We start from the raw sequence: 25507 nt of genomic DNA, 5'->3' as shown, positions 1-25507 counted from the left end.
TCCAAGGCTGAAAAGTGCATGGTACTAGCTTTTGAATGCGGCCTTGCATTATGATTTTTACAAATTTACTTGACTCTCACGTTGCGTGATATTGTATTCTTTTCTCAAGGGAAGCATAACAAATGTGACCGGTCACTCCCGTTTCCCTGTACTGAGAGGAGCTGTTTTGATGAAAAGTATAAGTCAGGTTGCCAAGCTGACTGGCGTCAGCATACGGACACTTCAATACTATGATGAAATCGGGCTGCTGAAACCAAGCGAACTCACTGCAGCCGGTTACCGAATGTATGATGATGGCGCATTGCAGACCTTACAACAAATCTTATTTTTTAAGGAACTTGGATTTCCACTAAGAGAAATAAAAGTGATTTTGGAAAAACCAGATTTTGACAGGATTGCTGCTTTCAAAAAGCAAAAAGAACTTTTCCTGCTGAAACGGGGTCGTCTTGACCGGCTTATACAGCTTCTCGAACGCTTAGAGAAAGGAGAACCATGTATGAGCTTTAAAGAGTTTGATCTGTCTGATTATATCAACGCTTTGGAAGATTTTAAATCCAATCAGACAGAAACTGTCATTCAGCACTGGGGAAGCATTGAAAATTTTGATATGTTCATCCAGAAAATCAGAGATGATGAAGAACACGTGGCAAAGCTCGCCATCCAGCAGTTTGGCAGTATTGAAAAATATACCGAAGAAATGAAGCACAATCTGGAGCATTTCTCTGAAATTATGGATGAATGGTATTCACAAGTGCCAGAAGAAATGCTGAAAGAAGATAAATTTCTTAAGCTGGCTTCTCACAAAGGAGAAGATGTGGCTTCGGAACTGGTTCAAAGCATTGTAGAGGAAATTATAGCCAGCATACAAACCACTACCTCAAAACTACTGGTTGGAAGTGCGGAAAATTACTGCCGAATGATGATTGACACCTATTCTAATGATTATCTTAGCAAGGTATTTGACACAAAACATGGCGCGGGAAGCAGTGAATATATTGTAAAAGCCTTCCGCTATTATTACGAAAATAACTTCACAGGAAACAATTAGAGCCATTTTAGAGTCAAAGGGCATAAAGTAACGCCGGAAATGCCTCATTTTATCAGCATTCCCGGCGTTTCGTCCGTTATTCAAACTCGGCGTGTCCTTTGTTTTTATTAACTATATTTGTTTAATTTTTATATAAATACATGCCATTCTTTACTTTAATTACATCATTTATTCTAGCTTGCTGATTTTCTGTTGCCAAAATGTTGCCACAGAGTTTTTTTAGTTTTGATTGGCAAATTATATCATTTCAACTATATCCCTCTGAATAATCAGTTCTACAGCAAATTTCCCTACATCCGAATCGATTTCTTGAAACGTTGTTTTTAATTGAACTCCAGACCTATCACATATTTTTTTGGCCAATCCCAAACCCAATCCGCTCCCCTTTGAGGTAACTTGAGCCTGTCCTCCTCGAAAACCATCATTATATATTTTTTCCATCTCATCAGCCGAAATATTTCTACAAATATTTACTATCTTAATTTCTGTTGTATCATGTCCATAATCATTAAAATCAATATCAATTGCTGAAAATTGCTCTGCATACTTAATTGCATTTTCAATAAAAATAAAACTAGCTAAATACATATCTCGACTACACAAAAATCTATTATTAGTATATCCATGAAATTCTATGGAAACATCTTTCTTCTTTCCTCTATACTGCATTAATTTGCATAATTTCATAATCATTTTATGAAAATTTATATTCCGTTTTTCATTTCCATAAACTACTCCATTATTTAATAGTTGATCATGATAATCCAAACGATATTGTATTAAACTATATCCTTCAATTGCAGAAAACAATTCTTCATCTTCTTCAATCTTCTTTGATAAATCCGTACTCTGTTTTACACTCTCCGCCAAATCCATAAAATGTTTTGTTGCATTTTTCAAATCATGTATTGTTAAGCGTAATATTTTTTGTTTATGTTCTAAACTCTCATTATATCCTATTATCATTCGCAATTGACTTATAGTATAGTTAGTGAAATCTTTTAAGCTCTGTTTATAAGTTTTTAAATGTATATTTACTTTTGATAAATCAGAATGTCCTCCTACAATTAAACAACTATAGATTTTACCATTACTTTTATAGCAACTAAATCCATATGGACATTGATATAAACCATCTATGTACTCATCTTTACTAATTTCTTCATAATACTTTTTACATTTTTTATTTTCATCGTAAAAGAACTTTTCACAAAAATATGGTATTTCTGTAGATACAATCAACTCTTTTTTCTCTATTGAATACTGATTAAACATCTGTAGATAATCTCCTCACAACTTCTACTACTTTTGCTAATATTTCAATATATTTTGAAATATTCTCCGCCGAAAATATTTCCGTCTCATTTAAATTAGCATTGTTGTATAAGTACCCTTTCCCTTCAAGTAATGATCTACAATACCTATCTTCAAGAAATGCTACTGTTTTTGTGGAAACTTTATTATTTAACATCTCATCTCTAGTTTTTTTCCAAACATTAATTGGATCGATCGATTGTTTATAATAGGCATCTAGGCTTTTAGCTAGTTCACTCATTGAGGATTGTTTTCTCAAATACCCGTCAAGATTCTTTGGCATTTCCCCAAAAGTCTCAACATTTTTCCCAGAATACAATAATACAACCTTTTCTGGATATACATCTTTTATTTGTTCTGCTACTGCCAAACCTTGCTTATCCACATCTACATTAATTCCAATTCCCTCTATATCACATAGTATTATATCATAGTCTTCATATTCATCCATACTCTCAAACTGTATTTTTTTTCGAATATTCTTATATCCCAAATCATACAGCATATTTATATCAAAACCTTCATCGTCAATAACGCAAACCTTGATAGTTTCTCTTGGTATTTTTATTCTCAAATCTATTCTTTGTTCTTCTACAGATGCTATTGTTTTTAAATTCGTATAAACATATTTTTTTGCATTTTTCTTTAATATAAACATGATTTCTCCTAATGTATATTATACCTGCAATATTTTACTATAATTTCCGAAATAGTTCAACTGTTTCTGCTATATTAAGATTAAGTGGCGCAATATCCTCTTCAAAAATTCCAATAAACAGACAGTTCTTATTTCCGATTCGGTTTTCTTTTAATAGCCAACAATTTCATATAATCATCAAATTCTGCCGTATCAGTCGGTTCAAACATTACCCATTTTCCATCATGATAGATTTTTGCTTCATCATATTGCCTGCAAACGGAATCAGAAAGCGTACTTCTTATATCTTCAAATTTTGTTCTTTCGTCTTTTCCAAAGATAATCATGAAACCAACGCAATTACTTTTTGCGTATAAACAACAAAGTGTTTTTCCACCTCTACGATATTTATACTCATAAGTCCAATTCTTACCACCAGTATTCCATAATCGTTCCATTTCGTATTTTTCATCAATAGCCGAACATAACTCTTGCCAAACTTCAAACAAAGATTGGCCAATCAATTCAGTCATAGTTGATTGAGACGGTATATTTTCAAGCATTGTATCCCTCCATAAATTTCGATTTTCACTATTCTAAAATTATTTTGCTCCTATCATACCTGCTTCAAACAAAGTTTCAAATGTATTTACCGCACCGCCATGCTCCACAATTAAACCGTCGATTACTTTATCAATGTCAACGCCTGTAAACACTAATCGTTTGCCAGTTGGTTTTATTCCAATCCATTCCCCTTTATGTGTACCTTCCATAATAAATTCTGAAATGACATAATCCCCATCACAAAACTGTTTGATAATCTTCATTTTATAATCGGGATATGTCTGCTTAGTTGCCTTTATGTGTTCTTTCATACCGTCAATACCGACTGGAATCAGCTTTTCTCCCATTTTTACACAGCATTCTGGCGATATAAACTCTGCCATTCTCTCAATTTCATTTTCAGATATGATAGTTTCATAAAAGTATTTTATTCTCTCTGCTGATTTCATCGTCCAATCCTCTTAAAGCACATTTTTTATTTACCATACAGCTATTCTACCAGAAGCCGCCATTACTTTCCACACATTATCAAAAGAAATAGCAAATCCCCACCAGCCAGTCAAGAGTAAACTAAATGGGCTACGCCGCTCTTGACTAACTGACGGAGATTCGCTTCATGGCGGCTAAGAGGGCTTTAAACAGCCCTCCATCTGTCAACGGGCTTCCCGATTATGTTTTCTCTTTGTAACCCGTTTCTGTTCGGCTTCTATCCGTTCCTGTTGCTTTGCCCGGTCAATCACAGCATTAACCTGTTCAGCGCCGACCACAGCTTTTATACGCCCAAAATCCGCCGCCACTATCCGCAGTTCCCGATTTTCCGCCAAGACTTCTTCCAGCCTGTTTGTCAACCGCTCATTTCCACTCCGTTCCCTATTATATGCCGCTTGCAGCTTTGTAAACTTATTTGAAATATCCAGATATGCCGAATAAACAGAGCGCATGACTTGTACGATTTTTTTTACCAGCGGCTTTGCTTTCTTCTCCCGATACGACTTTGCAGATTCCATAACCGCCGCTTCTGGAAGCGTCTGTTCCGGGTCTGCGGAAAAATCTGCCGCCAGCTTCTCCATGTTCTTTACCATAGGGGCAAGTTCATTCATGCGTTTCTGGTATTTGTCCGCCTGTTTCTGCGCTTTCTCTGCTTCCTGCCGGGATTCCTGTAAATTTTCCTGCAAGAAGCGAATCTCATCATCAACCTGTAACAACTGTTCATGCAAATCTTCGTTGATTTCTTGAAAAGCAGCATTTTCTTCCTGCAATTCCGCTTTCTTTGCTTCCAACTCTGCGACTTCCTTTGCCCGCTCCTTTTTCTCAAAATCCAGAACGGATAAATGCTTTTCATGTGTGCCTTTCTTCTCCCACTCAATCCCCTGTTCCAGCATGACAGCGGCAAGCTGTTCTTTCTCATAAGCCACCCACTGATTTAATTCCGTTTCCCGTCTTGTGCCGCCTTTAAATCCGAGAGCAGATAACGCCTGTTTCAGTGATACTCTTGTATCAAGTCCCCGCCTGCTTCCTGTCGTATACGGTACAAAATCTATATGCAAGTGGGGCGTCGCTTCGTCCATGTGAAGATAGGCGCTGAATACCCTCAACGTAGGATTTCGCCGCTGGAAGTCCTGCATATATTTATCCAACACCTTTGCGGCAAGCTGTCCGTTCTCCGTTTTCGCTCCCATATTGTCCTTATCCCCAATTTGCAGGATAATCTCATGGAACGGCTTTTCCTGCTTGCCGGAACGGATTTTCTCATAATAATCGTCAATCCGGCGGTCACTTCTGGTCTGCTTCTCATTGTACCGGGCGAGTGCTTCATCAAACAATTCGTGATATACATCCTTAACATTTTTATTGCAATATTCTACGTTTAGATAACTTCGTTCCGGGTCAGTGTTCTTTGCATGGAATTTTCTGCTGTTATGATTGACAGAGCCTTTCCCTGTCATAAAGCTGATAGTTCGCTTCAATCAATATCCTTTCTCCCTGTCCGGGTAATCAGCGCCGGATACGGCGCATAGGCTTTGTTACTTTCGTCGAAAGTAACTCAAAAGCACTTTTGACAGCCGTTCCGTCCATCAAAAGCTGCCTTTGCGCCCTGCCGGGGGCTTTTCCGTCCTACGGACGGAGCGGCTGTTCCCGCCGCTTTGCTTCCGCTGCCATAGCTTTTCGGATAGCGGAAAGTACGTTTTCTACCGTACATTCCTCCCACCCGCACAGCCATACCAGCGTCCGCATTTCTGCCGCAGTCAGTTCCACATCTCCAAAGATTTCATTGAGTGCGGCAATCCTACGGGCTTCACTTTCGTAAAAATATTTGTTCACATTTCGGGTTCCCCATTCCGGCTGAATTATCATCAAATCACACCTTTCTCGTTGTCTGCTATCCACAGGAGCGTGACACGCTCCTGTCTGTTATTATCAAAGAAAAATTACCAGCGGAAGCTATCCAGCACTCCACGTTTTTCCAGATATTCCTGTCTGGCTTTTTCCCGTTCTTCCTGTGTGGGAGCAGTCTTATATTTCGCATATAATTCATGGCGAACCAGAGAATCCAATTTCTGTTCCAACCCCTGCCGGATTTCATTCAGACAATCATCTTCTTCCATTAGATGATAGCGGAGCAGAGATACAAATAATTCATAAGGGATTTGCACGTTTTTCATAAAAATCCTTTCTGCGTCGGTTTGCGTCGATAGCGTCGATATTTTCTATACCAGCCCACTGTAAAAAATACCGTCGCAACCGACGCATATCGTCGCTTTTACTCTCTCGGCTCAAGCCGTTTCAGAATAATCTTCCTTTCATGCCCCCGCTTATTGTCATAAAAAATTCCATAGTCATTAAGCAACTGGCTATTGACTACATTCAGTTTTCTGGAAAGCACGTTTGCCTGTATCTGCATATCCGGCAACTGGCTCACAAGTTCTGTTGCTGTCCCCTCCCATTCCGGCTTATCTTCTGTCAGAAAATTGTTGATTGCTTCCAGCAGGGGATTCGGCGGCTGTTTCCACAGTTCCGTTTCTGCCTTTTTGAATTTCCAGACGCAGCGCTCCCGGTCGAACTCTATAGTCAGTTCCTGATCCGGCTGGTCACGCCCCACTATATCCATGACTGCCTCATTGTCAGTGCGCTTTTTCTTGTGCATGATAAATGCCCCGTCTGCCGCTCCAAGTAGCCCATTCGTGCCGGAAATCATATCAAAGCTGTCCTCAGATTCCAGCTTGCGTGTGTGATGAACCACCAGCAGGCAGATACCGTATTTATCGCTGAACGACTTTAATTTTGTCACAATCTCGTAGTCGCTGGAATAACTGTACCTGTCCCCGCCGACCTCACGCACTTTCTGGAGCGTGTCAATGATAATCAGCCTCGCGTCCGTATGCGCTTTCAGAAATTCTTCTAATTGCCTGTCTAAGCCCTCATTCAATGTCTTTGCCTGTGTCGCAAAATACAGGTTATCCGCACATTCCACACCAAACATACCGGAGAGCCGCCGCTGAAGCCTCGCATAATCATCTTCCAGTGCCAGATACAATACCGTCCCCTTTCGGATGGGATAATCCCACAGAGGAAGCCCCATTGCCACATGATAGGCAAGCTGCCCCATAAAGAACGATTTTCCAACTTTCGGCGCACCCACAAAGAGATAAGTGCCGCCATAGAGAAAACCGTCCACAATCGGCGTTCTCGGCGGGTAGACGGTATCATACAGTTCCGTCATAGAAACGGTTTGAAGCCCGCCGTTCCCGGATTTCTCCGGGTTTTGTGCGGCTTGCAGATTGATTTGTGCTGTTTCATTTGCTATAATTTCACTGTGATTTTTTAATTGCGGCTGCGCCCCATCTGCGTCAACAGATGATAAGGGAGCAGTCGTTTTCATTTTTTCTGTCATTCATCTTCTCCTTTCAGACCATCTAATGTGATTGCTATTACCTGCAACGTGTAAAGTAGTTCGTCATTGTCCGGGCTTAACGCTTCCAGCCGCTTCAATTCCTCGTAGATAGCCACCATTTGGTTTTTCAGCGCCTTATAAACCCTCGGATTGCCCTGTACCACTACATCCCGGCACAGCAGCCGCCTTGTGATATAGTCCTGCTTTGTCAAGCCCGACAGCGCCACCAAATCATTGAGCAGCTTTGATTCCTCGTCAGACACCCGAAACGCTACCGTATGATTACGCCACCGTCCTTTGTAATCAAGTGTTCTTTCCATTTGCACCCTCCTTTGTCATTCGCTCCATTTCCAGTTTCTCCGCCATTTCTGTCTGCACCGTAGGGAACAAGTGAGCATAACGATAGGTGATCTTCTCCGCTTCATGCCCCATGCGCTCCCCAATCGCCAGCACTGAAAATCCCATGTCGATTAACAGAGAAACCGCACTATGACGAATATCATGCACGCGAATCTTCTTTACGCCCGCCTGCTTCGCCCCTCGCTCCATTTCGTGATTGAGATAGGATTTCGTGACCGTAAATAGACGCTCGTCCGGCTGAATGTCATACAGCATTTTGATATATTCCTGCATTTCCTCACAGAGAAACGGCGGCATTTTGATTGTACGGTTACTCTTTTTCGTTTTCGGGCTTGTGATAATATCCCGCCCTTTAGAGCGGTGAAATGTCTTGCTGATTGTGACTGTCTGCTTCTGAAAATCAAAATCAGCCGGAGTAAGCGCCAGCAGTTCGCCGGAGCGGATTCCACACCAGTAAAGCATTTCAAAGGCATAATAGGAACGTGGCTTATCCATCATGGCTTCGGAGAATTTCAGATATTCCTCTTTCGTCCAGAAATTCATTTCTTTCGGAACCTCATTTCCCATTGTTCCTGCCCGTCTTGCCGGATTGTACGGCAGGTTATAAAAGTTCACAGCATGATTGAAAATCGCCGTTAGCTGAGCGTGTATGGTTTTCAGATAGTGAGATGAATAAGGCTTTCCTTTCTCATTCCGGTACGTCATAAGTTCATTCTGCCATGCGATAACGTCCTTTGCCTCAATCTCCGCTATCTTCCGATTCCCAAAATACGGTAAAATCTTTGTGCGGATTACATGGCTTTTGGATTCCCATGTGCTTTCCTTGACGCGCTGTTTCTTGTCGGCTTCGTAAACCTCAAAGAAGCTGGCAAACGTCATATCCAACTTTGAGTTCTGTTTCAGCATGACCTCATGCTCCCATGCCTGCGCTTCCCGTTTCGTAGCAAATCCCCGTTTCTGTGTCTGCTTCCGCTCCCCCTTCCAGTTCGTGAAGCGATAGATTACCCGCCACGTTCCCGTAGCATTGTCTTTGTATACAGCCATTCAAATCATCTCCTTTCCGCTTAATCGCTGTAACAGACTTTTTTGTAAAAAAATGTAGCGTTCACACGTCCCGCCACCGTCAGATAGCCCTGTTTCTGTAATTCTGCGTTCAGTTCCCGCACAATCTGGTAGGCTTTTGACTTTGACACCCGCAATTCCGCTGCCACTTCCTCCACAGTCATAAATGATTTTTCTGCCATTCCGTTATCGTCCCCCTTTCCTTTAAAATCTTCGCCGTTCTGCCTCCCTGTTCTGGCAGGCAACCCTGTTCGGCGCTGTGCCAGTCCCTCATATATGAGAGCCGCTCGTTCCATTTCTGGAAGTCATGGCGTTTGTTCAGTTTGGACGGTCATTCAGTTTTTAACTCTTTTTGTTTAAGTTATATTTATAATACTAAATAAATTCCGTTAAGTCAAGTGGTTTGCAGAAAAATATTAACTTTTTTTATTTAAGTTTCTCTTGCTATTCCTGTTGTGCCGTGTTATACTAAATTCAACAAATTTGTTTAAGTCAAGAATGGTTGTATCACTATAACTGCAACGGAGGTTTTATTATGGCAATCGGCAAACGAATACGCTTTTTCCGCAATCGAAAAGGCATGACGCAGAAGCAGCTAGGCGAAATCCTCGGTTTTCTCGGAAAAACTTCTGATGTTCGTATGGCGCAGTACGAATCAGAAGCCAGAACGCCGAAACAAGACCTTGTAAAAGAAATGGCACATATCCTTGATGTAAGTCCTCGTGCAATCACTGTCCCGGAAATAGACAGCTATATAGGTCTTATGCACACACTCTTTGCACTGGAAGATATGTACGGGCTGAAAATCGGAGAGATTGATGGAGAAGTATGCCTGCGGCTGGATAAGTCCACCGGCTCCACCTACTCCACTATGTTTGATATGTTCCACGCATGGCAGGAGCAGGCTGCCCGTCTGGAACGGGGAGAGATAACCAAAGAGGAATACGACCAATGGCGATACAAATATCCCGAATTAGATACTTCAAATCACTGGAAGAAAACTGTACCCTCACAAAGATTAAGTGACTTGATTACACAGGCTTTAAAAGACGAAACTAATTGATTTTCAACCTTAAAACACACACTATTCCTACCGCCTATCAGTTCTTTATTCACGCAAAAAACCTTACCGACTTTCAGCTTCATTTCTGAAAATCAGTAAGGTTTTCTGTTATTGAAGTATTCTGTTATTTAGTGAGTGATACCCAAAATGTTGCCAAATCGTTGCCAGCACTTAAACAAACTTGCTTGAAGCACGCATAAACACTGGGTTCTTACAACTCATTTCATCACTCAAACTCAATCGTTCCAGGCGGCTTACTGGTCAAATCATACATGACCCTGTTAACCCCCTTAACCTCATTAATAATCCTGCTGGTCACTTTAAACAGAACCTCATAAGGAATCTCCGCACACTCAGCAGTCATAAAATCACTCGTATTCACCGCACGGAGCGCTACCGCATAATCATAGGTTCTGAAATCCCCCATAACTCCTACGGACCGCATATTGGTCAGGCCAGCAAAATACTGTCCAAGCCCCTTGTCGAGACCTGCTTTTGCGATTTCCTCGCGGTAAATCGCATCGGCGTCCTGGACGATGCGCACCTTCTCCTCCGTCACCTCACCGATGATGCGAATGCCAAGGCCAGGGCCGGGGAAGGGCTGGCGGTAAACAAGATTCTCGGGAATGCCAAGCTCCAGGCCGGCCTTGCGGACCTCGTCCTTAAAAAGCATGCGCAGAGGCTCAATGATCTCTTTGAAATCCACTACGTCGGGAAGGCCGCCCACGTTGTGATGGGACTTGATGACGGCCGACTTTCCAAGGCCGGATTCGATGACGTCCGGATATATGGTTCCCTGTACCAGGAAGTCCACAGCGCCGATTTTCTTCGCTTCCTCTTCGAATACGCGGATAAATTCCTCGCCGATAATCTTTCTCTTTGCTTCGGGCTCTGTCACGCCCTTCAGCTTGTCATAGTAGCGCTGCTGGGCGTTGACGCGGATGAAGTTCAGCTCATAGGGACCGTCGGGGCCGAAAACTGCCTCTACCTCATCGCCCTCGTTTTTCCGGAGCAGGCCGTGATCTACGAAAACGCAGGTCAGCTGCTTTCCGATTGCTTTGGAGAGCAGGACGGCTGCTACGGAAGAATCCACGCCGCCTGACAGGGCGCAGAGCACCTTTCCGCCGCCTACCTTTTCGCGGATCTGCTTAATCGTTTCTTCCACAAAGGAGCCCATCTGCCAGTCGCCGGAGCAGCCGCATACGTCATAGACGAAATTGCGCAGCATCTTCTGTCCCTCGCGGGTATGCATAACCTCCGGATGGAACTGGGTCGCATAGAGCTTTCTCTCCGGGCACTCCATGGCTGCCACGGGGCAGACCGGCGTGTGCGCCGTGACACGGAAGCCCGCAGGCGCTTCCGCGATATAGTCTGTATGGCTCATCCAGACCACGGTTTCCTTTTCCACATCGTGGAAGAGGACGCTTGTCTGATCAACTGTCGTATCTGTTCTGCCATATTCGCTGACCGGCGCAGTCTTTACCTGACCGCCCAGGGTGTAGGCCACCAGCTGGGAGCCATAGCAGATCCCGAGAATCGGGATTCCCAGATCGAAGATCTCCTTCTGGTAATGGGGGGACGCCTCATCATATACGCTGTTTGGGCCTCCCGTGAAAATGATTCCCATGGGATTCATTTCTTTTATTTTCTCAAGGCTCAGGGTATAGGGGTGCACTTCACAGTACACATTGCACTCACGGACCCGGCGCGCGATCAGCTGATTATACTGCCCGCCAAAGTCCAGTACGATAACCATTTCTCTATTCAAGCCGTATCTTCCTCCTCAAATTTTTCTGTGCTTTCACTGCCACTGTCTCTATTATAAGTGATACCCCAATCCTTGACAAGTAGGGAAATTCCTGTATCTGGCGCCCCGGCGCGCCACAAATATTTCTCCGGAGGCATACCTGTCCTCCTGTTTTCATATCTTAGGACAAAGCCCTGCGGCCTTCCCGTCCGGTGCGAAACCGTATTCCTCCATAACCTTTAATAGAAAGGACCGATAATCTATGAATAACCACGACGCCTCCACCGGCATCCAGCGCGGCCAGAACGTCTTAAAGGACGCCCGCCGCAAGACGCTGCCGGAAACCTTTCTCGAGCAGCTCAACGACCCTCTGATTTTTATTCTGTTTATAGCCGCGGCTATTTCCATGCTTCTGGGTGAAGTCAGCGACACAGCCATTATTCTGGCTGTGATTCTGGTCAATGCCCTGGTGGGCGTGATTCAGGAGGGAAAAGCCCAGAAAGCCCTGGACGCCCTGAAACAGATGACAAGTCCCACCGCCCTGATAAGGAAGGATGGAAAGAAGGTGGAGATTCCGGCCCGCGACCTGATTCCAGGCGACGTCGTCTGCCTGGACGCGGGCCGGCAGGTGCCTGCCGATCTGGAGCTGATTTCCGTAAACAGCCTGAAAATCGAGGAGTCTGCCCTGACCGGGGAGTCTGTGCCGGTGGAAAAGGATCTGGGACAGCACAACCGGGCCTATATGTCCACGAATGTGACCTATGGCCGCGGAGAAGGCATCGTCACCGCCATTGGCATGGATACAGAAATCGGGCGTATCGCGCAAATGATCGGCGAGACTCCCTCCGAGACCACGCCCCTGCAGCACAGGCTGGCAGATCTGGGAAAGCTGCTGAGCGCCGTCTCAGTCGCCCTCTGCGCCTTTCTCTTCGGCATCGCCGTGCTCCAGAAGCGTGACGTAATGGAAATGCTGATCACGGCCATCTCCCTGGCTGTAGCCGCCGTGCCGGAAGGCCTTCCGGCCGTCGTAACCATGGTGCTGGCTTTAAGCGTTTCCCGGATGGTAAAGGTAAACACCATTGTAAAGCGCCTGCCAAGCGTCGAGACGCTTGGCTGTGTCAGCGTCGTCTGCTCAGACAAAACAGGAACTCTGACCCAGAACCGGATGACTGTGACAGCCTGTTACCTGGATGGGAGGATTCTGGAAGCCTCCCGGCTGGAGCCTGGCAGGGACAGGCGTTTTCTCGAGGGCCTTACCCTCTGCAACGATGCTGTCGCAGACCCCGGGAACCGGCTGGGGGATCCGACCGAGCTGGCTCTGCTTGACCTGGCACGCCGCTTTGGCCTGGAGCGTCCCGGGCTTGAAAAGGCCTGTCCGCGCATCGGTGAGATCGCCTTCGACTCGGACCGGAAAATGATGACTACCCTTCATCAAACAGACAGCGGCTCCGTCTCCTATACCAAAGGCTCGCCCGATATCATCCTCAAACGCTGCGACACAATCCTTTCTTCCGGGCGTATCCGCCCTCTGGACAGCATGGAGCGCAAAAGCATCGAAGCTGCCCTTCACACGCTCTCAGGCCGCGCCCTGCGCCTGCTGGCTCTCGCTATGCGCACAGGAGATAAGACGCCCTCCGAAGACAGGCTGACCTTCATAGGCCTGGCAGGAATGATTGACCCGATCCGTCCCGAGGCAGTCAAGGCCGTACAGGATTTCCGCCAGGCCGGGGTAAAGACGGTCATGATCACGGGAGACCGCAGCGATACCGCCTTTGTCATCGCCCAGGAGCTTGGCATTGCAGAAAAGCCCTCAGACTGTATGAGCGGTCCGCAGATTGACGCTCTGTCTGACAAAGAATTCCGCGCCGCAGCCCGCAGTCTCTCCGTATTCGCCCAGGTATCGCCCGAGCACAAGGTCCGCATCGTAAAAGCGCTGAAGGCTTCCGGCAAAATCGTGGCCATGACGGGCGACGGCGTCAACGACGCTCCCTCCCTGAAGGCTGCCGACGTAGGCGTCGCTATGGGAATCACCGGAACAGACGTGGCAAAAAACGCCGCCGATCTGATTCTGACCGACGACAATTTCGCCACCATCGCAAAGGCCATCGCAGAAGGGCGGGGCATCTATGAAAACATCAAAAAAGCCGTGCTCTTTCTTCTCTCCTCCAATTTCGGAGAGATCATTACGATGCTTGCAGCCATTCTGCTGGGACTCGGCTCCCCCTTAAAGCCCAGCCATATTCTGTGGATCAACCTGATCACGGATTCCCTGCCCGCTCTGGCTCTGGGCGTCGATCAGAATGATTCCCGCCACTTCATGAGCCGGCCTCCGCGTCCCCGGAATGAAAGCCTGTTTGCGGGCGGCGGCCTTGGCTGCACCCTGTTTTACGGCTTTTTGATCGCTTTTATCAGCACGACCGCCTTCCTGCAGCTCCCGGTGTCTCTGCTGCTTGCAGGCGAACTGCCGCTGACGCTGGAAAATTTAAAAATTCTCCTGGACGTGCCGGAGATCCTGACCCGGTGCCAGACCTACGCCTTCACTGTGCTCGGCATTTCCCAGCTTTTCCATGCCATCGGCATGCGCGATGTGGAAACCAGTATTTTCCGCAAGAATCACCTGGAAAACCGGCTGATGCTTGCCGCCTTCTGCATCGGTCTGTCGCTTCAGATCCTGGTTACAGAATTTCCGTATTTTGTGGCAGCCTTTGGAACCTGCCGTCTTTCCCTCTCCGAGTGGACCCGGCTGATTCTGCTGGCTGCAGCGCCGCTTCTGGCTCATGAGCTCCTGCTGCTCGCTCCCGGGAAAACGGCGCGCCGCACCTCGTCTACATCAGCTTGGAAATCGCCAGAATCAGCAGCAGAAGGCCGCTGACGCGGCCTGCGGCCCTGCCGCCAAGGCTTTGGGACTTCGACATACCCGCCATACGATGTCCGAGTCTGCACCCAAGAAAAAGTGCTGCCGACCCGGCCGCAAAGGAAGCCGTCACAGCCGGGATAAGGGGCATGGCAAGTGCGCCGGCCCCGATTCCGGCTGCCAGGCTGTCGGCGGAAAGCGCTGCGCCAAGTGCCAGCGCTTCCGCCGGCGATACCAGCCGGTCCTGGTTCCTGTCAGCGCTCTGCGCGCTTTCCCCGCCGGAACCATCAAACAGCTTCCAGACGCCAATCGCCGAAAGCGTCAGAAAGCCAAAGGCTTTCACGGCCCCCTCCGGAAGCGAACCGCCCGCCATTCCCCCGAGCAGAAACGAAAAGGCCAAAACCAGGCTTGATACCGCAGAAGCAGTCAGAAGCGAGACGGCAGGCATGCGGATCCCGCCTGCGCCGTACGCCAGGCCCGCGGCAAAGGAATCTACAGACAGGGCAATCACCAGAGCCCCTGTCTCCCAAAATAAAACTGTCATAATATCACCATAGAAATAGCAAAGGCATCCCTAAAAGCTTTCACTTTCGGGATACCTTCTGTTTTTTATTATTATGATATTCTGACAATCCTCGGGGTGACAGGGAAGCTGTCTTATTTTCCTGGCACCGCCCTGTATGGTATGAGGCTTGCTTGAGGCCCTGATATCTCTTATTATCTCATGTAGATTCCTGACAGCTCCATATTTTCATTAAAGGAGATCTGATATGTGACGCTCCGGTTCTCATAAAGGGCCGTCAGCTCTGTGAGTGCAAAATGCTTCCCCTGCTGGACGACCTCCACAGAAATGCTGTTCGTGAAGTCCTGGAATTCTCCCCAGTCTCCGCCCAGCTGCGCCTTGGCGTTCTGCATAAATTCCTCTGTCATCACTGTCCGCATCTGATCGGTAGATTTCTCCTGCAGCTCTTCATAGTTGTCCTCATTCAGAAGCAGCACGATTTCTTCCGATTCCTCCGCCACCGTCTCCGCATCGAAAATCTCGCTGTTTTCTATCAGATAGCTCTTAGGCAGGAACCAATATGCCGCTGCAATCAGAACAGCCAGCACCGCGGCCACAATCCCGCAAATCAACAGAATTTTTCTGGAGCGCTTCATTTTCCTTCCCGTGCTCCCGCTGCCCATATTTTCATTGAATTCCTGCGCAAGCTCCCTGGGCCCGCCCATGCGGTCACGAATCTCTTCCCAGCTTTCGCCGCGCTCCGACGCCGCACAGATATCCGCCTCCAGATCCCTTCGAATCTGTTTTTTCTGTGCCTTCCTGCAATTCAGATATTTTTCTACTTCCTTCAGATAGCTTTCCTGGTTCATCGTTTTTCCTCCAATATCCCTGATACGTTTTTCTCAAAGCTGCGCCAAAGCTCCATAAGCTCTGAAAGCTCCCCGCGTCCTTTTGGGGTAATTGAATAATACTTTCTGGAAATCTCTCTTCCCTCCGTCCGGCTCCAGCGGCTGCTCGCCAGGCCGTCATCCTCCAGCCGGTAAAGAATTGGATACAAGGTTCCCTCCTTTACCGCAAACATCTCTCCGCCTCTTTCCTTCAGCTCCATCAGCAGTTCATATCCATACTTCTCCCCTTCACTCAGAAGCTTCAGCACAAGGATTTCAAACACTCCCTTTTTCAGCTGCCGTTCATACTTAGCATTCACTCTGTTACTTCCTTACCTTCACATTTCATGCCCACAGTTTTATTATTTAGTATTACTAAATATATATTATTGCAAAATATATGTACTGTCAACAGAAAGCATTGTTTCATAACGTAATTTTTACGAGAGTAGCCAAATACCCCGCAGCAAGCTGGCGGGGCATTAAAAAGGAGAACCGTTTTCCCCGTCTCCAGAGGAAAACAGCTCTCCCATCTTTTCTGATTGTCCGTATATCGGCGGAAATTAATAAGAATAGCCGCCCACGCTGCTAATCACAGCGCCAAGAAAAACAAAATAAACTATCATAAGCACCACAGCAAGCACAATCTGAATTGCCATAAAAATCAGGTAAGCCTTGAAATAATTCGATTTGCTCTTCTTTTCCTTACTGCTGAAGGCCCACACAAAGGCCATGATAATATTCACGCAGGGAATCATCATGATCAGGAGCGAAATCACCCATTCGCCCATGGTAACCGGCTCTTCCCGCTCGTCGTCAGGCTGCTGATACTGGTACTGAAGCTGCTCCTGCACAGTCGGCTGATACGGCTGCTGGTAACCGCCGTTCTCCTGGGCTGTACCGGCCTCCTCGTATGCGCTGCCGCCGTTTTCCTCGTTTGTATTGCTGTTATTGTACATATCGTCCATTGTACATTCCCTCCTCATGGAAGCTGCCATGCCGGCAGAAATTTTATGCTTTTTAGTGTACCATGTTCCGTGTCCATCTTCAAGACGCCGTCATAAAATTTTACATAAATTTGTCACACAAGGCTTTTACCGTTTCAGGGAGCGTCCGTCCCGGTTCCGCTATCCCTTCCGGGAATCCATGGAAAATCCGGTATCCATAAAGAACCAGGCTGCTGATTAGAAGAAGAGAAAGAAGCAGCAGCCAGCCGCTTTTTTCTCTGGGCGAAAATGGCTTCCGGATAAAATACCTCCGGATTCCAAACGCCAGCCCAAACAGAATCCATCCGTAGACCGGAGGCTGAAACTCCCACGCCCTGGAAAACTGTCCTGTCAGCGCCAGAAACAGCGCTCTCGTCATCCCGCAGCCGGGACAGGGACAGCCTGTCAGAATCAGCATCGGACAGAAGCGGTCGAAAATCAGGTGCGTAACCAGGCCGTATGCCAGAATCGCTCCTATCGCAGGCGCCAGCATCCGGATATCATCCAGAAAAAGGGGCAGACCTGTCTTCCTGCGCGGCAGCTTCCCTTCCGGGCCTGCCTGCCGCGCTTCTCCGGCCAAAGCCCTCTTATGCAGAGCTTCACGCAAAGAAGACCGCAGACAATGCTGCGGTCTTTCTTCATTCCTATGGTTTACAGGGCTCAAGCCTTGCCCTCGCTGCCAAGTACGTCTTTGATCTTGTGAGCAACTACGTCCTTTACGTTCTGACGTGCAACAGTCAGATACTGTCTCGGATCGAAGTAGTCCGGATGCTCAAACATTACCTGACGGATACCTGCTGTCAGGCCCAGACGAAGGTCGGAGTCGATGTTGATCTTGCACACTGCAGATCTTGCAGCCTCACGCAGCTGCTCCTCCGGTACGCCGATCGCGTCCTTCAGTGCTCCGCCGTGCTCGTTGATGATCTTTACGTATTCCTGCGGTACGCTGGAAGCGCCGTGAAGAACGATCGGGAATCCCGGGATCTTCTTCTCAATCTCATGCAGGATATCGAAACGAAGCTGCGGCTTTGTGCCGGGTTTGAACTTGAATGCGCCATGGCTTGTACCAATTGCGATAGCCAGGGAGTCAACGCCAGTCTTGCTTACGAACTCCTCAACCTCTTCCGGCTGGGTGTAAGAAGAATCCTCTGCGGATACGTTTACGTCGTCCTCGATTCCAGCCAGCTTTCCAAGCTCAGCCTCTACTACTACGCCGTGAGCATGTGCATACTCAACAACCTTCTTTGTGATCTCGATGTTCTCCTGGAACGGATACTTGGAAGCATCGATCATAACGGAGGTAAATCCGCCGTCAATACAGGACTTGCAGATCTCGAAGTCTGCGCCGTGATCCAGATGCAGAGCGATCGGAATATCCGGATTCTCGATCACTGCAGCCTCAACCAGCTTTCTCAGGTAGGTAGCGTTCGCATACTTTCTTGCGCCTGCGGATACCTGAAGGATAACCGGGGACTTCAGCTCGCCTGCTGCCTCTGTGATAGCCTGTACAATCTCCATGTTGTTCACATTGAAAGCGCCGATTGCGTAGCCGCCTTCATATGCTTTTTTGAACATTTCTGTTGTTGTTACTAATGCCATTGGTATCATCCTCACTTTACATGATTATTTTTAGGATCAGGCTTAGTATACTACAAATTTCCCTAATCATCAATGCGTATTTTGAAAATTTTACAAAAGCCGGGGCTTTCCTTCTGGACTTTAAACGGGTTCTGTGATAGGGTTATACTGTAAAAAAATCGATTTATGATATCTGACGCAGACCACAGAATATTCTCTGCGCCGCAGACTGGAAAAGGAGAATCTATGGGCGGAATATTTGGCGTCGCCTCCAAGGGCGACTGTTTATTTGATCTATTTTTCGGAACAGACTACCACTCTCACCTGGGCACCCGCCGGGCAGGTATGGCCGTGTACGGGGAAAAGGGCTTTGACCGGGCTATCCACAATATTGAAAACAGTCCGTTCCGTACGAAATTTGACAAGGACATGCAGGAAATGAAAGGCAATCTGGGGATCGGCTGCATCTCGGATTACGAGCCCCAGCCGCTGATTGTGCGTTCCCATCATGGCACCTTCGCCATCACAACCGTGGGCCGGATCAACAACGCGGCCGCTATCGCGGAACAGATCTTTGAGCGGGGGAACGCTCATTTCCTGGAAATGAGCGGAGGCGACATTAACCCCACGGAGCTGACCGCCGCCATCATCAACCAGAAGCTGAACCTGATCGACGGCATCCGTTACGCGCAGGAGCTGATTGACGGTTCCTTAAGCTTCCTGATCCTGACTCCAAAGGGCGTCTATGCCGCCAGAGACCGTCTCGGACGGACACCTCTCGTCATCGGGCGCAAGGAAGAGGCATACTGTGTATCCTTCGAGGATTTCGCTTACCTGAATCTGGGATACCATACAGAGCGGGAGCTTGGCCCCGGAGAGGTCGTCATTCTTACGCCTGAAGGCGTGAAGACCCTGGCCGCTCCCGGGAAAGACATGAAAATCTGCACGTTCCTCTGGGTTTACTATGGCTATCCCTCCAGCTCCTATGAGGGCCTGAGCGTGGAAAAGATGCGCTACCGCAGCGGAGAGCTGATGGCAGGGCGCGATCAGCTCGGCCCCGACACGATAGATACCGTAGCAGGCGTGCCGGATTCCGGACTGGCCGCAGCCATCGGCTATTCAAACGCTTCGGGAATTCCATTCTCCCGCCCGTTTATCAAATACACGCCGACCTGGCCCCGTTCCTTTATGCCGACGATCCAGAGCAAACGGAACCTGATCGCCAAGATGAAGCTGATCCCTGTGCACGATCTGATCGAAGGGAAACGCCTTCTCCTGATCGACGACTCCATTGTACGGGGCACCCAGCTTGGAGAGACTACGGAATTTCTCTATCAGAGCGGAGCAAAGGAGGTTCATATCCGCCCGGCCTGCCCGCCGATTCTGTTCGGCTGCAAATACCTGAATTTCTCCCGTTCCTCTTCCGAAATGGATCTCATCGCAAGAAGAGTGATCGAGAAGCTGGAGGGCGGCCCGGTGACGGACGAGGTCCTGCAGGAATATGCGGATCCGGAGACCGGACGCTATGAAGCCATGCTTGAGGAAATCCGCAGGCAGCTGAATTTCACGACGCTGCGTTACAACCGGCTGGATGACCTGATTGCATCCACAGGACTTCCCCGCGAAAAGCTCTGTACCTACTGCTGGGACGGCAGAGAATAAGCACGGAAGGCCTTTAGAAGGACAGCCTCAAAATCATTTCCAGATTTTGAAGCTGTCCTTTAGTTTTTGTTTATTCTTTTTATTCTTTTTTTATATATATCTCCATTTGTCTGGACAATTTTAGCAAAAAAAGTTATAATGTTAGCATTACGGAGGTATTTTATGCAGTTAAAGACATCCAGTCTGGAATTTGAAAAATTCGGTTCTGTCTATGAGCAGCCCATCGTTCCGGAAGAGTGTGGTATGATCAGCCGCGACTGGCATCTGATTGCCAAGCGGAGTGTCAGCCAGCTCTATCACTTTGACTGTGAGGTCTGCCTGGAAATGCAGAGCGGCATGGCGGCCCTGATCGTCGGCGATACGCCGGATTCCGGACAGCTGCAGGTCTTTGCGGTTCACCGGCTTGTAAAGCTTCATCCAGGGGTTTACTTTGCTCTCGTAGCCGTTACATCCAACATTACCTGCAAGCTGATTACGACCGCAGACTACAATTATTCTCTGGAAACCTTGAGCCCTCCTTATCTGTTTGAGCGCATTCTTCCCCGCATCCGGATTAGTGAGATCCTGGGATATTATTATTCCATCCGCAATTCCGGCTACCATTTTAAAGGGGAAAAGCACAATTACTTCGAGCTCACCTATGTAGATCGGGGAACCCTGAATACAGATGTGGAAGGAAAGCATTACGAGCTGAAGGAAAAGGAGCTTATTATTTACGGCCCAGGACAGTTCCATACGCAGGACATTCCTGAAGGCCACTCCTGCTCCTACGTAACGATCATTTTCGATATGGAAACTGTCGTTTACGACGCAGAGAGCTCCCATTATGAGCTTCTTTTAAACAAGGTCTTCGGCTACGACAAAAAAATCTATACCCTGATCAAAACCTTTGTCACGGAAAGTACCTCGCAGATTCCCTATATGAACAGCCTGATGCTCTGCCTGCTGCAGGAGACTGTCATCCGCCTTCTTCAGTCGGAATTTATCGGGAAGAAGAACGACCGGCCTGTCACCGGAGCCCGGCAGCACTATCAGGACGAGCTGCTGGAAAAGATTCTGGCGTACATCGACGAGACGATTTACGAGCCTCTGACTATCGCAGAGCTCTGTCAGAAATTTTCCATGTCGCGCTCCTCGCTTCAGATTCTGTTTAAGGAAAACATGGACATCTCGCCCAAGAAATACATCAATGAAATGAAGCTGGAGAAAAGCCGCCAGATGATCTGCGAGAACAAATATACGATCAGCGAGATAGCGCTGATGCTCGGCTTCAATTCGATTCACTACTTCTCGCGGGCATTTACCCAGAAATATCACATGGCGCCCAGCGAGTATTCCAAAACCCTGTACAAAGCATAGCACGGGCATACAAAAAGCCATATAGGCCGGTCGGTACACACGCAGAAGCGCGTGTACCGGCCGGCCTTGCTGAAACTCATAATTTTTGGCTTAAAAAATGCAAACTCTTTACCTTTTCTTTTCCATTCCCGGTGATATAATAAGATTATCAAAAGAACAGGAGGAACTTTTTATGCTGATTCAAAGCAAAAAGGTATGGATTGCGGATCAGTTTATCGCTGCCGCGATTGAGATAACCGATGGTAAAATCACGGACATCCTTCCCTATGGAAGCCGTCCCGCGGACGTGGATTACGGGGATTTGCGCATCGTGCCCGGCTTTCTGGATATCCACTGCCACGGCGCGTTCGGTTTCGATACAAACGACGCGAATGAAGAAGGCTTACGCAACTGGACGAAAAACATCGTAACAGAAGGCGTAACCGGCTTTCTGGCTACCACAATCACTCAGAGCGAGAAGGTTCTGACAGACGCCGTCGCCAATGTGGCGAAGGTCATGGATGATGGCTACGAAGGCGCGGAAATCCTGGGCATCCATTTTGAGGGTCCCTATCTGGATATGGTATATAAGGGAGCCCAGCCGGAGCAGTACATCGTAAAGCCTACGATTGAACAGTTCAAGCATTATCAGGAGGCTGCCAAAGGACACATCAAATACATCACGATGGCTACGGAGACAGATGACGATTTTGCCCTGACCCGTTATCTGACTGAAAACGGCGTAGTCGTCAGCATCGGGCATTCTGCAGCTACCTATGAGCAGGCCGTGATGGCCTACGCGCACGGCGCCCGTTCCATGACCCACGTGTACAACGGCATGACTCCCTTCAAGCACCGTGAAAACGGCCTGGTGGGAGCCGCTTACCGCCTCCGCACCATGTACGGCGAAATCATCTGCGACGGAAATCACTCCACGTACGCTGCCCTGAATAATTACTTCATGTCCAAGGGACCGGATTATTCCATCATGGTATCTGACGCCCTGATGGCTAAGGGATCTCCGGCAGGAAGCAAATATATTTTCGGCGGAAACGAAATCATCATCTACGAGGATGGCAGCGCCCATCTGACCTCCACCGGCGGCCTGGCAGGCTCTACGCTCCGGCTGAACGATGGTCTCCGGATCCTTGTAGAGGAGGCTATGGTTCCGTTTAACTATGCAATCAACGCCTGCACGATCAACCCTGCCCGCTGCCTTGGCATCGACGATCATAAGGGGGCGATCGGCGTAGGATATGACGCTGACCTGGTAGTCCTGGAACCGGATTACAAGGTTCATCAGACCTGGTGCCGCGGACAGGCCCAGCTTGGCTGAACCGCTGCAAGCTGTCAGAACGTGCGCCTGCCGGGCGCACATACAGGCGCAGCCGGGATTTCCACATCCCGGCTGCATTTATGTCTCTGCTGTCTTATGCCTCTGCTGCTTTATACCTCTTCTATCTTGTATCTCTGCTGTTTTATACCTCTTCTGTCTTATACCTCTGCTGTCTTAATGCCACAGCCGTGCTCCGCCGTCCCGCCGGCAGCCTTTCTCTCATTCGTCCGCAGCAGCTTCCTTCACATGCTCCATGACCTGATCGATGGTATTGCAGTAATCGTTGACCTGAAGCCAGTCCATCTTATCGCGGTCAAGCTGAAAGCTGTCGCCCAGATTCCGGTAGAGACGAACCTCCTTCAGGGTGCCTCCGCTGGCTGTCGTGATCAGCGGCGCGTATTCACAGATCACGATCACGTCCTTTTCCCCGTCTCCGCTGTAGTCCTGAAAGCTGACCGCAAGAATATTGAGGAAGGTCTCATGGGAGCGGAAATTACCGTCCATGACATCCGGAAATTCATAAACCACGCTTCCGTCCTTCACAAGCGCAAAGCTCACATCCTGGGTGCTGTAGACACTTGTGTTGGGTCCGTAGGAGGTGAAGGTCACCTGCCCCCAGCTTCCGCCCAGGTCTACGTCAAAGCTCTGCTCCTCCATTTTCCAGACATCCTTAGAATATTGAATGCTTTCATCATAAACATTGGACAAAACCCGATAGCTGTCCCCGTGCCTTGTCAGGGTCAGACGGCAGGGCGGATAGATGGACGGATCCGACTGTCCGTCTCCCTGCACGCATTCCAGCTCATAGACTCCTTTCTGAATCTCCCTGCCGCCGACACAGGTAAAGGGCGTATAATTTGTATCTCCGTGCTGGTGCACCCAGGCGTCCGTCTCCTCCAGATAGGTCCAGTCAAGGCTTCCTGTCATCTCATCCAGCGTATACCCCAGCCTGCTTTCCAGAAAGTCATTGATCTGGGATGTGGTCAGGCGGGTCATGTCCGTATAAATCTCCGGCTGTCCCGTGATTTCCAGATAAGCCTGCTTTTCCCCTTCCGTCAAAGGCTCTGTCTCCATTCCCGCTCCAGTATAAAAGATCTGATTCAAATCTGCCGCTTTTGGATCGGTATATTCAGAAAGGAGGAGGCCGTAATTTCCGTAATTGTCTTCCTTATCAATCCAGTTTGTAAACGCCTTAAGCTCTCCCCGCTGCAGCTCTCTGGGATAGCTGACATTTTCCTGCCGGCCCCCGCCTGAGTCTGCCGTATCCGTTTTTCCCTGCCCCTGCGCTCCCTGCGGCTCTCCTTCCTGTGTCTCTGTCTCCTGTCTGCCTCCTTCAAGCTGCTCTTCCTCTGTATTTATCTCCTGACTGGCCGGGCCTTCATCTCTTCCGCAGCCTGCCAGCGCCAGCGCGAGACACATACCGAAGCTCGCCAAAAACGAAACTATTTTCCTTGTCCTCCTTCGTTTCATTCCATTCCCTCCTAATAGCTATAGGCCCAGAGATTCCGGATCTGCGCCATCAGATCCTCCACGTCCCATGCCTTCTCCGTGCGGATCCGGCTGTTCGGATCCTTTAAAAGAATTTTTCCCGAATCGTCCACTCCTGTGAGCACAAGGAAATGTCCTGACGTGGTGAAGTCTCCGGGGCCTACCACGCAGATGATCGGCGTTCCCTCCTCCAGGGTCGAACGAATATGCTCTTCATCAAAAATTACCTCCGAGACGGTCAGGCCAAGGCTTTGGGCTCCGCTCATCATCAGATCCCACGAGGAGCCGGAGCCCTCCACGTAATATCCCTGCTCGTCCGCCCACCGGGCCACCTCCAGCGGATTCCATCTGGACTCTCCCGTAAGGCCGCACAGAACCATGGACAGGCAGGTCGGCCCGCAGCCCGTGACCGCCAGAAAGTCGCTTCCGTAGGTCTCATAGCCCCAGCGCTCGTCCCACTGGAGAAACAGCGGAATCTCTCCCTGCTTCACCTCTCCCGAGACATCTATCTCCTGAAGTCCCGGATAATTCCGATAATTCAATACAAAATCCTTTGTCTCCGGATTTTTTTCCAGCAGCTCAATCAGGCTCTCCGGATACCCTTCCTCCGCCAGCCTTTCCGGACTGACCTCCATACGGCTCTGCAGGTACTTCCACCCTGCCCGGGCCAGAAAGACAACGGCTATGCAGAATACCACCGCCAAAACCAGCTTTCCCAGAAAACGGCGCCGCGCCCTGCGGCGGCGCTTCTTCCGCTGCTCCCGCTGTTCCCGTTCCCTCATCCGCCGCTCCCGTTCTCTGTTCCGCTGGCTGCCGGGCTCCCGTTCCCTGTTTCGCTGGCTGCCAGGTTCTCGTTCCCGCCCGGACTGCCGCGGTCTTTGTCCAGGCTCCGCAGCGGTTCGCTTTCTCTGCCCAGAGGCCGGGCGTTCCCTTCTGTCAGGACTTCCTGTCCTCCTCCTTTGTATTTCCCGTACTTCTCTTCTGTCTCTTTCCATGCCATTTCCCCCTCTCCTTATGTCCCCTTTCTGTGTTTGCATGGCATATCTCTCCTGCCTTTAGTTATAGCAGAGTATGACTCGTCTTTTCTTATTATTTTCTTAATAAGTATATACGATTTTATTACTTAGACAACAGATTGATCTCTTTTTATTTCTGTTTTAAAATAAGCAGTAGAGTTCTTCCCGGTACA

Annotated in this window: 27 protein-coding genes; 6 read left to right on the top strand and 21 right to left on the bottom strand. The window is 48.4% G+C overall.

Annotated elements, in window-relative coordinates; all coding sequences use genetic code 11:
- Positions 1-169: 169 nt before the first annotated feature.
- A complete protein-coding gene (locus B5E77_RS02005; protein WP_087163722.1) occupies positions 170-1048 on the top strand; it encodes a MerR family transcriptional regulator in 879 nt (292 codons plus the stop codon).
- A 237-nt stretch (positions 1049-1285) separates the two neighbouring features.
- Here B5E77_RS02005 and B5E77_RS02000 read toward each other — a convergent pair whose 3' ends face one another.
- The 11 genes from B5E77_RS02000 to B5E77_RS01950 form a co-directional block, all read right to left on the bottom strand.
- A complete protein-coding gene (locus B5E77_RS02000) occupies positions 1286-2323 on the bottom strand; it encodes an ATP-binding protein (RefSeq protein ID WP_087163721.1) in 1038 nt (345 codons plus the stop codon).
- Positions 2316-3020, bottom strand: coding sequence for a response regulator transcription factor (locus B5E77_RS01995; protein WP_087163720.1), 705 nt, complete (start codon positions 3018-3020; stop codon positions 2316-2318). The genes B5E77_RS02000 and B5E77_RS01995 overlap by 8 nt, the downstream gene beginning before the upstream one ends.
- Positions 3021-3148: 128 nt before the next feature.
- Positions 3149-3562, bottom strand: coding sequence for a DUF3788 domain-containing protein (locus tag B5E77_RS01990; protein ID WP_087163719.1), 414 nt, complete (start codon positions 3560-3562; stop codon positions 3149-3151).
- 39 nt (positions 3563-3601) lie between these two features.
- Entirely contained in the window at positions 3602-4012 is a 411-nt protein-coding gene (locus B5E77_RS01985; RefSeq protein ID WP_087163718.1) for an ester cyclase, read from the bottom strand.
- Between the two features lie 204 nt (positions 4013-4216).
- A complete protein-coding gene (locus tag B5E77_RS01980; RefSeq protein WP_087163717.1) occupies positions 4217-5509 on the bottom strand; it encodes a plasmid recombination protein in 1293 nt (430 codons plus the stop codon).
- Between the two features lie 169 nt (positions 5510-5678).
- Entirely contained in the window at positions 5679-5918 is a 240-nt protein-coding gene (locus tag B5E77_RS01975) for a hypothetical protein (protein ID WP_087163716.1), read from the bottom strand.
- 74 nt (positions 5919-5992) lie between these two features.
- A complete protein-coding gene (locus B5E77_RS01970) occupies positions 5993-6226 on the bottom strand; it encodes a complexin-2 (RefSeq protein ID WP_087163715.1) in 234 nt (77 codons plus the stop codon).
- Between the two features lie 98 nt (positions 6227-6324).
- A complete protein-coding gene (locus B5E77_RS01965) occupies positions 6325-7455 on the bottom strand; it encodes an AAA family ATPase (protein WP_087163714.1) in 1131 nt (376 codons plus the stop codon).
- Entirely contained in the window at positions 7452-7775 is a 324-nt protein-coding gene (locus tag B5E77_RS01960; protein ID WP_021844633.1) for a plasmid mobilization protein, read from the bottom strand. Before B5E77_RS01960 ends, B5E77_RS01965 begins: the two co-directional genes overlap by 4 nt.
- Complete coding sequence (locus B5E77_RS01955; RefSeq protein ID WP_087163713.1) at positions 7759-8859, bottom strand: site-specific integrase; 1101 nt, start codon at positions 8857-8859, stop codon at positions 7759-7761. The genes B5E77_RS01960 and B5E77_RS01955 overlap by 17 nt, the downstream gene beginning before the upstream one ends.
- A 20-nt stretch (positions 8860-8879) precedes the next feature.
- Entirely contained in the window at positions 8880-9059 is a 180-nt protein-coding gene (locus tag B5E77_RS01950) for a transcriptional regulator (RefSeq protein ID WP_087163874.1), read from the bottom strand.
- A 353-nt stretch (positions 9060-9412) separates the two neighbouring features.
- Here B5E77_RS01950 and B5E77_RS01945 point away from each other — a divergent pair, with 353 nt between their 5' ends.
- Positions 9413-9940, top strand: a complete 528-nt coding sequence (locus B5E77_RS01945) for a helix-turn-helix domain-containing protein (protein WP_087163712.1) — start codon at positions 9413-9415, stop codon at positions 9938-9940.
- A gap of 226 nt (positions 9941-10166) precedes the next feature.
- Here the strand turns inward: B5E77_RS01945 and guaA are convergent, their stop codons facing one another.
- Positions 10167-11708: a glutamine-hydrolyzing GMP synthase gene (gene guaA, locus B5E77_RS01940; protein WP_087163711.1), complete on the bottom strand. Its 1542-nt coding sequence runs from the start codon at positions 11706-11708 to the stop codon at positions 10167-10169.
- 241 nt (positions 11709-11949) lie between these two features.
- Here guaA and B5E77_RS01935 point away from each other — a divergent pair, with 241 nt between their 5' ends.
- Positions 11950-14559, top strand: coding sequence for a cation-translocating P-type ATPase (locus B5E77_RS01935; RefSeq protein ID WP_087163710.1), 2610 nt, complete (start codon positions 11950-11952; stop codon positions 14557-14559).
- On the opposite strand, the gene B5E77_RS01930 is transcribed toward B5E77_RS01935, so the two are convergent.
- The 6 genes from B5E77_RS01930 to fba all read right to left on the bottom strand — a co-directional run bounded on the left by B5E77_RS01930 (position 14513) and on the right by fba (position 18515).
- Positions 14513-15085 carry a hypothetical protein gene (locus B5E77_RS01930; protein WP_143468564.1) on the bottom strand — a complete coding sequence of 191 codons (573 nt, stop codon included), beginning with the start codon at positions 15083-15085 and terminating at the stop codon, positions 14513-14515. The two genes, B5E77_RS01935 and B5E77_RS01930, sit on opposite strands and share 47 nt — an antisense overlap.
- Before the next feature lie 173 nt (positions 15086-15258).
- A complete protein-coding gene (locus B5E77_RS01925) occupies positions 15259-15912 on the bottom strand; it encodes a DUF3887 domain-containing protein (RefSeq protein ID WP_087163708.1) in 654 nt (217 codons plus the stop codon).
- Positions 15909-16250 carry a PadR family transcriptional regulator gene (locus tag B5E77_RS01920; protein WP_087163707.1) on the bottom strand — a complete coding sequence of 114 codons (342 nt, stop codon included), beginning with the start codon at positions 16248-16250 and terminating at the stop codon, positions 15909-15911. Before B5E77_RS01920 ends, B5E77_RS01925 begins: the two co-directional genes overlap by 4 nt.
- 243 nt (positions 16251-16493) lie before the next feature.
- Entirely contained in the window at positions 16494-16898 is a 405-nt protein-coding gene (locus B5E77_RS01915) for a hypothetical protein (protein ID WP_087163706.1), read from the bottom strand.
- A gap of 100 nt (positions 16899-16998) precedes the next feature.
- Complete coding sequence (locus B5E77_RS01910) at positions 16999-17496, bottom strand: DUF2752 domain-containing protein (protein ID WP_087163705.1); 498 nt, start codon at positions 17494-17496, stop codon at positions 16999-17001.
- An 80-nt stretch (positions 17497-17576) separates the two neighbouring features.
- Positions 17577-18515, bottom strand: a complete 939-nt coding sequence (gene fba, locus B5E77_RS01905; RefSeq protein WP_087163704.1) for a class II fructose-1,6-bisphosphate aldolase — start codon at positions 18513-18515, stop codon at positions 17577-17579.
- A gap of 225 nt (positions 18516-18740) precedes the next feature.
- Here fba and B5E77_RS01900 point away from each other — a divergent pair, with 225 nt between their 5' ends.
- The 3 genes from B5E77_RS01900 to nagA all read left to right on the top strand — a co-directional run bounded on the left by B5E77_RS01900 (position 18741) and on the right by nagA (position 22830).
- The gene (locus tag B5E77_RS01900; protein WP_087163703.1) at positions 18741-20156 is read left to right on the top strand and encodes an amidophosphoribosyltransferase; all 1416 of its coding nucleotides are present in this window, start codon (positions 18741-18743) and stop codon (positions 20154-20156) included.
- A 162-nt stretch (positions 20157-20318) separates the two neighbouring features.
- Positions 20319-21515 (top strand): helix-turn-helix domain-containing protein, encoded by a 1197-nt coding sequence (locus B5E77_RS01895; RefSeq protein WP_162609619.1) that lies wholly within the window; start codon positions 20319-20321, stop codon positions 21513-21515.
- A gap of 172 nt (positions 21516-21687) precedes the next feature.
- Entirely contained in the window at positions 21688-22830 is a 1143-nt protein-coding gene (gene nagA / locus B5E77_RS01890) for an N-acetylglucosamine-6-phosphate deacetylase (RefSeq protein ID WP_087163701.1), read from the top strand.
- A 219-nt stretch (positions 22831-23049) separates the two neighbouring features.
- Here nagA and B5E77_RS01885 read toward each other — a convergent pair whose 3' ends face one another.
- From B5E77_RS01885 to B5E77_RS01875, 3 genes are read right to left on the bottom strand one after another with little or no spacing between them, the layout of a single operon-like run.
- Positions 23050-24300 carry a hypothetical protein gene (locus B5E77_RS01885; RefSeq protein ID WP_143468563.1) on the bottom strand — a complete coding sequence of 417 codons (1251 nt, stop codon included), beginning with the start codon at positions 24298-24300 and terminating at the stop codon, positions 23050-23052.
- Positions 24301-24311: 11 nt separating this feature from the next.
- Entirely contained in the window at positions 24312-25100 is a 789-nt protein-coding gene (locus B5E77_RS01880; protein WP_242963547.1) for a C39 family peptidase, read from the bottom strand.
- Positions 25097-25318 carry a hypothetical protein gene (locus B5E77_RS01875; protein WP_087163699.1) on the bottom strand — a complete coding sequence of 74 codons (222 nt, stop codon included), beginning with the start codon at positions 25316-25318 and terminating at the stop codon, positions 25097-25099. The genes B5E77_RS01880 and B5E77_RS01875 overlap by 4 nt, the downstream gene beginning before the upstream one ends.
- Between the last annotated feature and the right edge of the window lie 189 nt (positions 25319-25507).

The organism is Lachnoclostridium sp. An131 (assembly GCF_002160825.1).
GTDB lineage: Bacteria > Bacillota > Clostridia > Lachnospirales > Lachnospiraceae > Laedolimicola.
Note: the sequence above shows the minus strand (reverse complement) of the source record. Positions and strands in the feature narration are given on the sequence as shown.

Excerpts from the sequence above, each read along its gene's own strand:
- B5E77_RS02005 (WP_087163722.1), top strand. The coding sequence starts at position 170 with ATGAAAAGTATAAGTCAGGTTGCCAAGCTGACTGGCGTCAGCATACGG.
- B5E77_RS02000 (WP_087163721.1), bottom strand. The coding sequence starts at position 2,323 with ATGTTTAATCAGTATTCAATAGAGAAAAAAGAGTTGATTGTATCTACA.
- B5E77_RS01995 (WP_087163720.1), bottom strand. The coding sequence starts at position 3,020 with ATGTTTATATTAAAGAAAAATGCAAAAAAATATGTTTATACGAATTTA.
- B5E77_RS01990 (WP_087163719.1), bottom strand. The coding sequence starts at position 3,562 with ATGCTTGAAAATATACCGTCTCAATCAACTATGACTGAATTGATTGGC.
- B5E77_RS01985 (WP_087163718.1), bottom strand. The coding sequence starts at position 4,012 with ATGAAATCAGCAGAGAGAATAAAATACTTTTATGAAACTATCATATCT.
- B5E77_RS01980 (WP_087163717.1), bottom strand. The coding sequence starts at position 5,509 with ATGACAGGGAAAGGCTCTGTCAATCATAACAGCAGAAAATTCCATGCA.
- B5E77_RS01975 (WP_087163716.1), bottom strand. The coding sequence starts at position 5,918 with ATGATAATTCAGCCGGAATGGGGAACCCGAAATGTGAACAAATATTTT.
- B5E77_RS01970 (WP_087163715.1), bottom strand. The coding sequence starts at position 6,226 with ATGAAAAACGTGCAAATCCCTTATGAATTATTTGTATCTCTGCTCCGC.
- B5E77_RS01965 (WP_087163714.1), bottom strand. The coding sequence starts at position 7,455 with ATGACAGAAAAAATGAAAACGACTGCTCCCTTATCATCTGTTGACGCA.
- B5E77_RS01960 (WP_021844633.1), bottom strand. The coding sequence starts at position 7,775 with ATGGAAAGAACACTTGATTACAAAGGACGGTGGCGTAATCATACGGTA.
- B5E77_RS01955 (WP_087163713.1), bottom strand. The coding sequence starts at position 8,859 with ATGGCTGTATACAAAGACAATGCTACGGGAACGTGGCGGGTAATCTAT.
- B5E77_RS01950 (WP_087163874.1), bottom strand. The coding sequence starts at position 9,059 with ATGGCAGAAAAATCATTTATGACTGTGGAGGAAGTGGCAGCGGAATTG.
- B5E77_RS01945 (WP_087163712.1), top strand. The coding sequence starts at position 9,413 with ATGGCAATCGGCAAACGAATACGCTTTTTCCGCAATCGAAAAGGCATG.
- B5E77_RS01935 (WP_087163710.1), top strand. The coding sequence starts at position 11,950 with ATGAATAACCACGACGCCTCCACCGGCATCCAGCGCGGCCAGAACGTC.
- B5E77_RS01930 (WP_143468564.1), bottom strand. The coding sequence starts at position 15,085 with ATGACAGTTTTATTTTGGGAGACAGGGGCTCTGGTGATTGCCCTGTCT.
- B5E77_RS01925 (WP_087163708.1), bottom strand. The coding sequence starts at position 15,912 with ATGAACCAGGAAAGCTATCTGAAGGAAGTAGAAAAATATCTGAATTGC.
- B5E77_RS01915 (WP_087163706.1), bottom strand. The coding sequence starts at position 16,898 with ATGGACGATATGTACAATAACAGCAATACAAACGAGGAAAACGGCGGC.
- fba (WP_087163704.1), bottom strand. The coding sequence starts at position 18,515 with ATGGCATTAGTAACAACAACAGAAATGTTCAAAAAAGCATATGAAGGC.
- B5E77_RS01900 (WP_087163703.1), top strand. The coding sequence starts at position 18,741 with ATGGGCGGAATATTTGGCGTCGCCTCCAAGGGCGACTGTTTATTTGAT.
- B5E77_RS01895 (WP_162609619.1), top strand. The coding sequence starts at position 20,319 with ATGCAGTTAAAGACATCCAGTCTGGAATTTGAAAAATTCGGTTCTGTC.
- nagA (WP_087163701.1), top strand. The coding sequence starts at position 21,688 with ATGCTGATTCAAAGCAAAAAGGTATGGATTGCGGATCAGTTTATCGCT.
- B5E77_RS01885 (WP_143468563.1), bottom strand. The coding sequence starts at position 24,300 with ATGAAACGAAGGAGGACAAGGAAAATAGTTTCGTTTTTGGCGAGCTTC.
- B5E77_RS01880 (WP_242963547.1), bottom strand. The coding sequence starts at position 25,100 with ATGAGGGAACGGGAACAGCGGGAGCAGCGGAAGAAGCGCCGCCGCAGG.
- B5E77_RS01875 (WP_087163699.1), bottom strand. The coding sequence starts at position 25,318 with ATGGCATGGAAAGAGACAGAAGAGAAGTACGGGAAATACAAAGGAGGA.